The sequence below is a fragment of the Streptococcus intestinihominis genome (genome assembly GCF_046824975.1).
Taxonomy (GTDB): domain Bacteria; phylum Bacillota; class Bacilli; order Lactobacillales; family Streptococcaceae; genus Streptococcus.
Window position 1 is genome coordinate 29,884 of record NZ_JBKQBL010000008.1, and the last position, 12,398, is coordinate 42,281.

Sequence of the window (12,398 nt, forward strand, 5' to 3'; positions counted from 1 at the left end):
GTAAAGATGATGGCGTCTGCTCCATTCAAGACAGCAAAGTATTGACCGATGTATTTCTTAATACGATCAACAAAAATGTCGTTGGCCAAAAGTGCCTTGTCATTTCCACTGCGCATGGCTTCGTGAATATCACGCATATCGCTAGAAAGCTCAGACACCCCTAGAAGACCAGATTCACGGTTCAAGATACGACTGATATCTTCTGGACTGTTGAAGTCTTCTGTATTCTCCATCAAGTAAGGAATAATGGCAGGGTCAATATCCCCTGTACGTGTTCCCATCATGATGCCACCAAGTGGTGTGAAGCCCATAGACGTATCGACAGAAATCCCTTTGTCTACCGCTGTAATAGAGGCTCCATTCCCAATGTGGCAGGTGATTAATTTCAACTCTTCGATTGGTTTTCCAAGAAGCTTGGCCGCTTCGTGGGCTACATACTCATGACTGGTTCCATGGGCTCCATATTTACGAACCTTGTTTTCAGTATAATATTTAGTTGGAAGAGGATAACGATAAGCTTTTTCAGGCATTGTTGTATGGAAAGAGGTATCAAATACAACAACACTGGTAATATCTGGTAACAATTCTTTAAAGGCACGGATCCCAGCAGCGTTGGCAGGGTTGTGCAATGGGGCCAACAAAGAAAGTTCCTCAACCTTTTGAATGACTTCTTCATCTACAAGAGCAGACTCTTTGAAGTACTCACCACCTGCAACGACACGGTGCCCTACTCCAGTGATTTCATCGTAGGAAGCAATAATATTAAAACGAATCAAATCATCGAGAAGGATTTTAACCGCTTGTGTGTGGTTCTCAATATCTAAAACCTGTTTTTCTGCTCGACCATCGAATTTTACTGTCGAAATGGAATCTTTAAGTCCAATTCTCTCGATGAGCCCTTTTGCCAAAACTGTTTCTTCTGGCATTTGGTATAATTGCCATTTCAAACTTGAACTACCTGCATTAATTGCAATTGTTTTCGTCATTTTTTTACCTCTTTAAGCGTTTTCACTCCTATTATAGCAAAATTTTGTTTAAATTTCACTTTCTTTATTCCAGTTTTGAAAACTTTCACGGAATTTCATGAGGTCTTCCTGATCTTGCAAATCGGTCAAGGGATAGACAAATGGTTGGACCTCCGCTTCTTCTTGCTTGCGGAAAACAAAGATGGTTTTTGCTAGATTGGCGGATCGAAAGAGGTTCTCTGGCAAGGTCACCATGGCCAAGACCTGAGCATGATCCTGCATCCATTGTTTCAATAGAGGACTCTGCTCGCTTGTCAAAAGATCATTCGGAGCTAGAAAAATAGCGACGCCACCTGGTTTTAAGTATTTTAGCGATTGTTCAATCAATAAATGATGGGCATAGGTGTGGCCCTGAGGGTAAGCGACCTGGTAACGACTCGCAATGGCATCATCTGGATAATAACCGACAGGTAAATCGCTGATAATCACATCGCTCTCTTTCAAAACTTGTGGACGAATGGCATCACCTTGGGCAAAATTCACATCCGCCTTCATCACTTCTGCCATACTAGCTGCAAGGTCAATCAAGAGATCATCAATTTCCAAGCCCAAATAATCTAACGAACGCTGACAATTGTTCATCAAGGTTTGGGCCAAGTTCCCTGTTCCACTCCCCATTTCTAGCACATCTACTTGATCGGAACTAGCCAACTGATCCACTAGAAAGACCAGAAGAAATCCAATCCCATCTGGTGTAAATTGGTGATTGGCTTGTAGGGGCTCTGTTTGGGCAGCCTTCATCAAAAGATACTGGAAGGAACGACGCCACTCTTCCTTGTTTAAGTTCAAGTCCTTCAGGCGCTGGTTGTTTTCCTTCACTAGAGTCAACTCTGTTTGCCCATCCAGATAGATGGCATTCTGCTCCACTAGAGCATCATAAAAGTTGGTCTGTAAATCATTTTGGATATTTTGGGTATTCTCTAATAGGTAGCCGTAGGCTTTCTCAATTTTTTCGAAATTCATGCTTTCCTCCATCTCTTAATCATATCAAATTTTAAGAGTTTTCGCTATGCTTTTCGAAGGCCTGAGGCTTCTCTTCCTCAGTCTTGGTCGGGTGGTCTGTGGCTGAATCTGGAGCCTGCTTCTCCTTTTCCTTCTTGTCGGTTTTTTTCTTTTCCCGAGGAGGTAGAGCAAAGGTGAAATGGCAGCTTCCCCCATCTTGTAAGTGACTCGTTACGTTGGCAAAGCCCGATTTTTCTTCCAAATCGACTCGGCCATTTGAGAAGGTCATGGTTTTTTCTTCCCGATCCCAAGTATCAATCGCCAATTGAGCTTGTGCATAAGCCTGGATCCGGTGCTGACTAGCAAGGAGGATCCGTCTCTCTGCCACTTGTCTGTTCAGGTAAAACTGAAGCAAGAGACTAAAAACCGCCGACATAAAAAGGGCATAAAGAAGGATCCCTGCCTCAATCTGCTTCTTTTTTATCCTTTTCCACCACACGGTAGACCACCTCCCTTTCTAACCCTTCTTCAAAGCGCAGTTGAATAGACACCAGATTTCCTCTTTTTTCAATCCAGGCGGATTCAACTCCATCTATCATCGGTTGATAGCCACGGCCAGTCGCATCTGTCTTTCGGATATCTCCCCCCTTAGCCAGTCCAATGGCTATGGGTTTTTGATCCTGAACAAGATAGAGTTTGTTGTCTCTGACCTCTTCAAATTGGCTACGAGACAATTCAATGTCCAGCTGGTCCTGAAAGAGCAACCATTCCTCTTGCTTGATGTGACTTTGGTACTGAAGTTCTTGACGCAAGAGGCTTGTCAATCCTTGAAACACCAATAAACCACCGCTGATGACGAGCAGGGCAACCAAGGCCTCCAGTAAAGTAAAGGCTGGCAGTTTAGTTCTTTTCAACAGCAATCACAACCTTTCCTTCATGATAGACCTTTAAGGACTTGGCAGACCTCTCCACCTGGACACTGACCTGATTGATGTTCAATTGATCCTGCCTGGTCTGGATCGCCATTTTTGCGACTCGCAAGACTTCTCCTTGTCTCAACTCTTCTAAGCGCTGCTGTCGCGAGTCCCCTAGCTCTCCCAGCACAAGGGTCGTGAGGACACCAAACATCGCTAAGGCAATCAGTCCTTCTAACAAGAGACTAGCGGGGAGCCGTCGATTTTTTAATTTTTCCATTCCCAATTGCCAACTGATAAGTCACCACCTCTTTCTCTGTCTGAAATTGAATCTTGGTCAGGCTTGAATTGCCTCCTGCTGGATCAAAGGTCAGTTGCTTCTCTCTGACCACTTCCACCCCTTTTGGAAGCGGTAATTCTTGATAGGGACTATGAACCCCACCGTGGTCGATAGAAAGGAGAGTTCTCTCCTCTTTTGCAATACTCATCTTTTGTGTCTCCTGATAGACCCGTTCAAATTCCGAGAAAAACAATGTTTCTTCTACCTGCCCAAAGGCTTGATGGACTGACCCAGCTAGCAACCAACATAGAAGACTGACGATACCTAGAGTTAGTAAGCTCTCCAGAAGGGTGAAAGCTTTAATCTGCAACCGCACGGTGATCACCTGCATTCTTCACATAGTGAGCACGGTAGGCTTCTGCTTGTTTTTGAGTGATTTGTCCTTCTGCGACTAGCTTAGAAAGACTAGCTTTTTCATTCTGATGATTGAGTTCATAGAGCTCAGCCTGGCTCTCCACGACTTTGACGACTGCTCGATTTCCTGTATCTGTGACCGAATCTTTCTGCTTGGTCAAGTTCGGAACAAAGAGCAAGAGAAGAACGCTGATAATGAGCAAAACAACTAACATTTCAATCAGAGTAAAAGCTTTTACCTTGAGTGTGCGCAATGATTTCATAAAGGAACCTCCAAATTTTCATAAATTGGCAGCAACATGGCTGCATAGAGCAAAACAATCATAAGAGCAACAAAGACAAAGACCAGTGGTTGGACGACATTCATGGCCTTGTTCAAACGATGGAAAAAGCCTGCCCAGGTCTTGTCTGCATAGATTTCCAGCTCACTACCGAGCTTGGACTTGGCCTCCCCATATTCAATCATGAGGGCCAGCTCTCGTTTAAAGAAAGGATAAGTCTGAATATGGTCAGAAAAAGACCTGCCACGAGCCAATGCCCGTTCTAAATCCTGTCCAATCTCTCGAAAGAGACGGGAACGTTGCCCCTGCATCACAGGAAAAATTTGATTCAGCTCCAACCCTTGGGCAATCATACTTCCCCATTCTCGAGCATAAAAAGCGGTCAGATAATCCTGTAAGAAGGGGCGAAGAAAAGGAAATCTAGCCAAACATGAAACCAGGGCCAGCCGTTTGGCACGACGGCCTAGGAAAAGGAGCATCAAAACTCCAATCGTCAGCAACACACTCCCTAACAAAACATACTGGGGAAAGACACTAATCAGTCGTGTCGCCCCATTTTGATTCTCCAACTGAGGCAAGAGATAATTTTTCAGCCCCAGCATAATCAAGATCAAAAATCCCAACAAGAGCACGGGATAGGTCGCCACCTCAACTAGTTTCTTTCGAACCTGGGTCAGATTTTCCAAGTAGCTACGGATTTTTTCCAAACTTAAGGTAACATTTCCATGCTGCTCCGCCAGTGCCAATTGAGTCGTTACCTGATCGGAGAAACCTAGATCAGAGAGAATAGCTGACAGGGGCTTCCCGTTGGCAAGTCCGACCTGCATCCTCTCGACAAAATCTGCCTCTACCAATTGACTGCGCCGAAGAAAGTCGATGACCTCTGATAGATGAAAGCCACTGCTGTAGAGATTGTGAAAGAGTTCAATGACATGTTCTTGCTTAGCAATCGATAATTTTTTCGGCTTGCGCCTGATCCAGCTCAATATGTCCCGCTTCATAAAGCGCATCCATTTGCTGGTTCCACTGTTGACTGGAGTGGTTTTGGTAATCTTGGATGGCAAAGTCAGTGACACCTCCTCCCTTTATCAAACGCTGGTAACATATCCCTTGAAGGACAATCCGTAACTCCTCCTCATTCACCCCCAACTCCAATAGGCGTTCATAGACCCCAGGAATGCTCTTGGCATGGATGGTAGAAAAGACCGTCACACCTGTCAGACTAGCCCGAATAACTGCACGAGCTGTCTCCGTGTCACGAATTTCTCCGATGAGGAGGAGATCCGGGCGATGGCGCAGAGACAGTTTAATCAAGCTATCATAAGTCATGCCAATCGCTTCATTGAGCTGCAGTTGCAGCATCTCTTCTTGCTTAATTTCTACCGGATCTTCAATCGACATGACTTGTTGCCCCGAAAATTTTTTCTTGGCCAGGGCATGCATCAGTGTCGTCTTCCCCGATCCGACTGGACCCGCAAATAAGTAGAGCCCCCGCTTACTCACCTTCTCTTCTAGCTCTTGAAGTTGGTCGAACCAGAAACGGAGCTCCCGGTCCTCATTGTGGAGCAGGCGAATAACTAAACTCTCGTATCCCCTATAGTCTCCCACAGTAGACAAGCGTAAGGACAAGACCTTATCCCCTAGAGAATAGTCACAGGAGCCCAATTGACTCCGGCGCCTTTCCCCCACATTCATCCCTGCCATAAACTTAAAATGACTGATGACCGCTACCATTTGTTCTTGCGAATAGGTCTCGACAAAGCGTCGCTCATCCCCAACCCTTAGAAAGAGCTGATAGTCTGACACTCGAGGAACAAAATAAATATCCTGAGCTTCGGCATTCGATGCCATTCGAATTATGGATTGTGCAATTTCTTGAACCATATTTCCTCCTTTCACTATATAATTCGCAATTAATTGGCCAACTAGCGCTGGATTTAGAAAAAAGAGCAAAAAAAAGAAACTCAACTGCATATTGAATTTCTCTTCCTATAGATTATTGCTCTCGTAGTCTAGCTTACAAGAGCGATGAGCCGTGTGGGCATTCTCTTTTTCGTAGCCTGGACGGCGCTTGCTTCTCGGTATCTTCTGATCGTTTTCTAACAAGGCAACTGAATGATATTGTTGCACGTATTCCGCACATTCTTCACACCAGCGCTGATCCTCAGGATCCCAAAAAATCGTCATTAAATCACTTCTACTTTTAAATAATGGAGATTGCTCTCTTAAAAGTAACCATTGGCGTTTGTAGTATTTTAGGGCTTCATAATAGTCATCAAAACTCTGACTAGTGACAATGTCCTTCTCCCAATCTTCTAAAAACCACCAGGGTTCATAATCCCCATACATTTCAATTACTTGATACATATTTCTCTCCGTCCTTTGTATCCAATATTATATATAAAATCCTTTGATAACAAAAGAATTCTGCTTATGAAAGAAAAATAAAGTAAATTTTCCGAACATTTTCATGCTTTTCTTTCAAAATCTCCCCTTATGGAGGAGAGAAAGGCTATTTTTTGACAAGAAAAAACTGAGAAGCCTATGTTCTCAGTTTTTCAAATGATGATCCATTAGAACAATTGAAGGGCAATCATGGTTGTCATGGTTGCATCGTAATAATTTTCTGTTGATAGATCTTGCATAAAGATAAACTTGTTCTGCTGCACCAATTTGAGATAGCCATCTCCATTTTCAGCCGCATAAGATACCGGAGCAATGAAGCTAGCTGCTTGGTACTGATGAAGGGCATTGCCTTTCAGATCATAGCCTGCATAGATATTCCGTTGCTTCATGAAGAAGTCCAGCATCTTCTTAGCCAATTTTTGACTGGTCTTGTCCTGGCTTTGAGCCAAGTTGTATGGCAGACGACAAGCATTGTAAGAATAAGCACCATCGTACTTGGATTCGATGGTATCTGGATCCGCTACACGCGCCCCTTGTTCATCTACCCACATAAAGTCTGGCAGAAGGCCTGTTTTAGTTTGCGAACTGATGGCGTCAAGCTGGGCCAACATCTTCTCTTTAATACTTAACCATTGTTCATTTCCAGTCAACTCATAAAAGGATTGGAAAAAGGACGGAAGAGTATCAGAGGTTCTCATCAAGTGATAGAATTCAGAATCTTGACTGGCCCAATTCCCAACTGTCAAGACACCCGTTGTCTCATTGTAGTTGTACTTGAGAATGTCGTCCAAGATAGCCTTGGCTTGCTGTTGATAGCCTTTACCTTTTTCAGGCCACTGTTTTGCGGCCTCCATCAAGGCATAGGCTATATATAGATCACCATCCGTCGCATTTTGATGCTCAGATGAAAGCTCCCCTTTTTTGATGATTTGTTTCCAAGCCATCAATTGGGTATCGTCTAAGCGATTGTTTTGATAATACCGATACAGACGGTCAAAATCCTCTTGATTGGCTAGGTCTTTCTTGGCAGCCTCTACTGTGATCAGCATGCCATAACCTTGCGCTTCTGATAAGACAACCGTTTCTTGGTCACTGTTAGTCGTACGAACATAGGACTGTTTTCCATCCGTCACGAGGTAGTGTTCCGTCCATTGACGATAAAGGCGGTTCCGCATCTCCACCTTGCTTCTTGTCCGAGCCAAGAAGAGGGTCAAACAAAAGACTGCCAGGATGACCACAAACCATAAATATTTCATTTTTTTGTTCTCATAAGTCCTCCTAACCAGCAAACCGTTTCGTTTTCACCCACTTGGTTCCTTCACGGTGAAGCAATTTATCCATGATGATGGATGAAATCGAATCAATCGAAACAATGATGAAGAGTTGGGAATAGCTAAAGTAGGCTGCTAGGGCCAACCAAATCTGTTTCACCGTCGCCTGACCAAACTGAGAAGCCATGGCAATGTTGATTTGCAACAAATACAATCCAATCATCAGCACCCAGTTAAAGAGCATCAATTGGGCAATGTAGATATTTTCGGAGTCAAAAGCAAAGGGAATCTGTACGCCCGGAGCAAAGAGATGGATAAACATAGCAAGGACATTGGCAAAGAAAATCAAGTCTGACAAGACAATCGCTGCATTAAACCAGAAGAAAATACATGAATAGTTGAAGACCTCTAGTTTTACCCGCCAGTTCCCTTTTCCGAATAAGTGTTTAAAGTTGGAAAGTACAACCTCGTAGTTCCCTTTTGCCCAACGTTTCCGTTGCATGTAGTAGGTTTTTAGAGTCTCTGGCTCTTGTTGGAAGGCTTCCGAGTTGTAAGCCAAAGCGATCAGTTTTCCGCTTTGCATGATCTTGAAGGAAATATCCGTATCTTCCGTCAAGGCACCATTCTTCCAACCACCGATACTTTTGACAAATTCTGTTTGGATAATAAAGTTGGTACCTGGAATCCGTCCGATTTTGAAGAGATTCCACATCCCGACGTGATGAACCCGTTGGGTCACGACGATTTCTTGGTTGATACAACGCGTCAAGAAGTTCTGGTTGGCATTTCTCGTCTTATTGCGTCCAAATGAAGCCACATGGCGTTCTGGATCTTTAAGAACTTCCTTAACCAAGAAATAAAGAGCATTTTTCTCAGGCATGGCATCCGCATCATAGACACAGATATAATCTCCTGTCGCCATCTTCAAGGCATCATTCAATACTCCAGCTTTCCCACCTGTACCGGTACGGTCAATAATGGTCACGTCCCGGCCAGCGTATTCCGGAAGGGCCTTGACAGCCAAACACTCCTCATAGGTACGATCCGAGCAGTTATCTGCAAAGAGAAGCAACTCCACACGATCATGAGGGTAATTCATATCCAAAATCGCCTTAGCAGTTTGAGCAATGACCACATCTTCATTGTGGGCAGGTACCACAATGGTTACTTTAGGATAATAGAGAAGCGGGCTCGTATCCACTCGAAAATCACTGTGTTTCAACCAGAATTGAACCGCTGAAATCAAGATTAACAAGCCCCAGGCTAGAGACAACCAGATAGAAATCAAGGTAAAAATCATTAAAATTTGACTAATCATGGTCCACCGCCTTAAAGTTTTTGTTTACCCGATGGTAGATGACCAAGTAGGCAATGAATAATGCACAGAAGCACACCGCAAAGAATAGACTAATCCCGAGGGCTAGCCCAAAAAATAGGTTTGTAAGAGTCATCGGTTCCCCCTAATATTCCACAATAATATCCGTTTCAAGTTGACGTTTCAAGTTACTAATAGCTTCCTGGTAGCTATGGAATTTCGTCCGATTGGTCGAATCCACTACCAAGTATCCTTTTTGGAATTGAATAGCTTGATTACCGTCTTCTCCCTTAAAGACCAGAGATTCCAATTGATTTTTTAAATACAACTGATAATATTCTTGCAAATTTCGTTGCTGACTATTCGTAAGTACTAGGAAATTGCCATCTGAAACATAATAAAGTCTCTCATCTTGTATCAAATGGTGGCCAATCAGATAATGAATTTGGTTCAGTGTCCGATTGTACTCACGAGGATGAATTTGATAGAAGAGTTCCTCATGAGACCAATGGATCAAGAGGGCTTGTAATTTCTGTTCCTGTTGAACACCTGAGTGTTCCAGCAAGCCACGGTAGGCAACTTCAGCATCCTCTTCTTGGTTTTGAACCTTGGCAACTTCTTTAAATAAGTAGTAGCGAATTTTTGATAGAATCCCAATCAAAATAGGGAAAGAGAAAAGTAATAACAGTGCCTGGTTTGCAGGGATATACACGACTCCTGCTACCAGAAAGACAATTCCTAAACCGAATGAAATTAAAATCGTCCAGGTCAGCAGCAAATTGGATAAGACAAGAGAGGCAAACAAGGCTAACACGAGAAAGAGAGCTTCCTCTATAATAATCTCCCGTGCAAAGAATAGACAGTATATCAGGACGGCCAATACAAAGCCGACTAAAATAAGCATCCAGTCTCCTAAATGATTCCTTCTTTTCATTCCTAAATTTCTCCCTCCATAAATTCAGATACCGAGTCAACGAGGCTATAATAGTACTGAATGGCTTGAACAATTCGCTCAGATGCCTTCCCATCTCCATATGGATTTCGAGCAGAAGCCATTTTTTGATACAGATCTGGGTCCGTCAACAGAGCCGTCATTTCTTCCTTGACCCGCTCAGGATCGGTTCCGACCAATTTTAAGGTTCCAGCTTTGACACCTTCTGGACGTTCGGTCGTATCCCGAAGGACTAAGACAGGCTTACCTAAAGAAGGGGCCTCCTCCTGAACTCCTCCCGAATCAGACATAATAAAGTAACTTCTCGATGCGAGGTTATGAAAGTCAAAGACGTCCAAAGGCGCAATCAAATGAATGCGGTCGTGTTCTCCTAAGATGTCCTTAGCCGCCTCTTGAACAGCTGGACTAAGGTGGACTGGATAAACGACTTCCAATTCCGGATGGGCATCCACCATTTCTCTCAAGGCACCAAACACTGCCCGCATCGGATGACCTTGGTTTTCCCGACGGTGCATGGTCACTAAGACCAGCTTCTTCTGCGGATCCAACTGATCAAGGACCTGGTGGTGATAATCCTCTTGTACCGTTAATCGCAGGGCATCAATCGCCGTATTCCCTGTAATGAAAATGGACGACTCTGGATGATGTTCCATGAGAAGATTGGCCTTGCTTTCACTGGTTGGGGCAAAATAGAGATCTGCCAAGTTATCCGTCATTTGACGGTTCATTTCCTCAGGGAAAGGCGAATACTTATCGAAGGTTCTGAGACCCGCCTCTACGTGACCGATACGGACTTGGTTATAGAAGGCAACAAGACTAGCCGCAAAAGTCGTCGTTGTGTCCCCATGGACCAAAATCATATCTGGGTGCACTTCTTTCACGACTGGGTCAAATTTTTCAAGGATTCTAGCCGTGATATCTAGAAGTGATTGGTTTTTCCCCATAATATCTAGATCGTAATCCGGTTGAATGCGGAAGGTCTCTAGCACTTGATCCAGCATTTGACGATGCTGTGCAGTTACCACTGTGATCGTTTCAATGGTCTCACTTTGCTTTTGGAGCTCTAGAACCAGGGGAGCCATTTTAATAGCTTCTGGGCGCGTTCCAAAAACAACCATCACTTTAATCTTTTTCATCATCTCACCTTTTTTACCTTGTGATTTTATTAACAAAACCAACAACATATTTACCATCCATTCTACCTTCAATTGCTTCATAAGTCAAACTATCTCAATGCTTTCGTAATACATTTAATCGAATTTTAATAATCTGTAATTTATGTGTAATATTAATTAGTTTAAAACCCGTAAAAACCTTGAGATAGCTGGATTTTATACCATATTTATTTTAATAATCAAATCTTTCTAAACTTCCTTTTTCAGTCTTAATATATGCATTTTTTGAATATATATTTATTATTGCGCATATCTTTAACATGGTATTATAGGAGAAAACAGTGTCTTTCTATTCATTTTTAGGCATAAAAAAGAAGCCTTACTGAAGATCAGTAAAGCTTCTTTTGGGATTAATTTTCTTCCACTACAGGTGATTCAACAATTCCTGTTGCTTCTTCTGTGACTGGAACTTCTTCGATAATTTCGACTTCATTGACTGCTTGTGGTTCCAAGTTACGGTAACGAGCCATACCTGTACCGGCAGGAATAATCTTACCGATGATAACATTTTCCTTAAGTCCAAGGAGATGGTCTTTCTTACCACGAATCGCTGCGTCAGTGAGGACACGAGTTGTTTCTTGGAAGGAAGCCGCTGACAAGAAACTATTGGTTTCAAGAGAGGCTTTGGTGATTCCCATAAGGACAGGACGAGCCGTCGCAGGAACCCCACCAGAAATAACCACATCACGGTTGGCATCTGTAAAGTCTGTGATATCCATGAGAGTACCCATGAGAAGGTCTGTATCTCCTGGATCCATGACACGAACCTTACGGATCATTTGACGCACCATTACCTCGATGTGTTTGTCGCCGATTTCTACCCCTTGGCTACGGTATACTTTTTGTACTTCCGCAAGGAGGTAAGTTTCAACTGACAAGACATCACGAACGGCAAGGAGACGTTTTGGTTGGATAGACCCTTCTGTAAGAGCCGCACCACGAGAGACTTGATCTCCCACTTCGACTTTCATGCGGGCTGTGTAAGGGACAACGTATTCTCCCTCTCCAGTCGCACCACGTACAAAGACTTTCTTGGTCCGTGTCGAAGCATCTTCTTCAATGGCTGTGACTTCCCCTTTGACCTCAGTGATGACCGCTTCCCCTTTCGGATTGCGGGCTTCAAAGATTTCTTGGACACGAGGAAGACCTTGCGTGATATCAGTATTTGAGGCAACCCCACCCGTGTGGAAGGTACGCATGGTCAACTGTGTACCAGGTTCCCCGATAGATTGGGCAGCGATGGTTCCGACTGCTTCACCAACCTCAACCGCATCACCAGTCGCCAAGTTGATACCATAACAGTGACGGCAGACACCATGACGAGTGTTACATGTAAAGACAGAGCGGATGGTCACTGCTTCAACACCCGCATTGACGATGTCGCGAGCGATATCTTCTGTAATCAAGGTATCTGGACCAACGA

14 protein-coding genes and 1 pseudogene are annotated in these 12,398 nt (G+C 43.7%); all 15 read right to left on the reverse strand.

Translation table 11 applies throughout. The features are described from left to right. A partial coding sequence (locus tag ACLOR3_RS10150) for an acetate kinase (RefSeq protein WP_412037205.1) occupies nt 1-986 on the reverse strand: 986 nt, incomplete at its 3' end. 48 nt (nt 987-1,034) lie between these two features. Beyond that, nucleotides 1,035-1,988 carry a class I SAM-dependent methyltransferase gene (locus ACLOR3_RS10155; RefSeq protein WP_411400963.1) on the reverse strand — a complete coding sequence of 318 codons (954 nt, stop codon included), beginning with the start codon at nt 1,986-1,988 and terminating at the stop codon, nt 1,035-1,037. Between the two features lie 31 nt (nt 1,989-2,019). Then, nucleotides 2,020-2,466, reverse strand: coding sequence for a competence type IV pilus minor pilin ComGG (gene comGG / locus ACLOR3_RS10160; RefSeq protein WP_048717511.1), 447 nt, complete (start codon nt 2,464-2,466; stop codon nt 2,020-2,022). Then, a complete protein-coding gene (comGF, locus tag ACLOR3_RS10165; RefSeq protein WP_411400977.1) occupies nt 2,432-2,884 on the reverse strand; it encodes a competence type IV pilus minor pilin ComGF in 453 nt (150 codons plus the stop codon). The genes comGG and comGF overlap by 35 nt, the downstream gene beginning before the upstream one ends. Next, nucleotides 2,868-3,161 (reverse strand): competence type IV pilus minor pilin ComGE, encoded by a 294-nt coding sequence (gene comGE / locus ACLOR3_RS10170; RefSeq protein ID WP_048717510.1) that lies wholly within the window; start codon nt 3,159-3,161, stop codon nt 2,868-2,870. Before comGE ends, comGF begins: the two co-directional genes overlap by 17 nt. Further along, nucleotides 3,127-3,552: a competence type IV pilus minor pilin ComGD gene (comGD, locus tag ACLOR3_RS10175; RefSeq protein ID WP_048717508.1), complete on the reverse strand. Its 426-nt coding sequence runs from the start codon at nt 3,550-3,552 to the stop codon at nt 3,127-3,129. The genes comGE and comGD overlap by 35 nt, the downstream gene beginning before the upstream one ends. Then, on the reverse strand, nt 3,521-3,838 hold the full coding sequence (gene comGC / locus ACLOR3_RS10180; RefSeq protein ID WP_023022076.1) for a competence type IV pilus major pilin ComGC: 318 nt from the start codon (nt 3,836-3,838) through the stop codon (nt 3,521-3,523). The genes comGD and comGC overlap by 32 nt, the downstream gene beginning before the upstream one ends. Continuing rightward, on the reverse strand, nt 3,835-4,857 hold the full coding sequence (comGB, locus tag ACLOR3_RS10185; protein WP_048717459.1) for a competence type IV pilus assembly protein ComGB: 1,023 nt from the start codon (nt 4,855-4,857) through the stop codon (nt 3,835-3,837). Before comGB ends, comGC begins: the two co-directional genes overlap by 4 nt. Further along, nucleotides 4,799-5,740, reverse strand: coding sequence for a competence type IV pilus ATPase ComGA (gene comGA, locus ACLOR3_RS10190; protein WP_048717506.1), 942 nt, complete (start codon nt 5,738-5,740; stop codon nt 4,799-4,801). The genes comGB and comGA overlap by 59 nt, the downstream gene beginning before the upstream one ends. Nucleotides 5,741-5,845: 105 nt before the next feature. Then, nucleotides 5,846-6,223 (reverse strand): DUF1033 family protein, encoded by a 378-nt coding sequence (locus ACLOR3_RS10195; protein WP_006595139.1) that lies wholly within the window; start codon nt 6,221-6,223, stop codon nt 5,846-5,848. Nucleotides 6,224-6,429: 206 nt separating this feature from the next. Beyond that, nucleotides 6,430-7,518, reverse strand: a complete 1,089-nt coding sequence (locus ACLOR3_RS10200; protein WP_411400964.1) for a family 8 glycosyl hydrolase — start codon at nt 7,516-7,518, stop codon at nt 6,430-6,432. Between the two features lie 22 nt (nt 7,519-7,540). Continuing rightward, nucleotides 7,541-8,851: a glycosyltransferase family 2 protein gene (locus ACLOR3_RS10205; RefSeq protein ID WP_411400965.1), complete on the reverse strand. Its 1,311-nt coding sequence runs from the start codon at nt 8,849-8,851 to the stop codon at nt 7,541-7,543. 142 nt (nt 8,852-8,993) lie between these two features. Further along, the gene (locus tag ACLOR3_RS10210; protein WP_411400966.1) at nt 8,994-9,782 is read right to left on the reverse strand and encodes a hypothetical protein; all 789 of its coding nucleotides are present in this window, start codon (nt 9,780-9,782) and stop codon (nt 8,994-8,996) included. A gap of 2 nt (nt 9,783-9,784) precedes the next feature. Beyond that, nucleotides 9,785-10,936, reverse strand: a complete 1,152-nt coding sequence (wecB, locus tag ACLOR3_RS10215) for a non-hydrolyzing UDP-N-acetylglucosamine 2-epimerase (RefSeq protein WP_411400967.1) — start codon at nt 10,934-10,936, stop codon at nt 9,785-9,787. Nucleotides 10,937-11,325: 389 nt separating this feature from the next. Beyond that, a pseudogene (locus ACLOR3_RS10220) lies at nt 11,326-12,398 on the reverse strand (DNA-directed RNA polymerase subunit beta'); the annotation flags it as partial.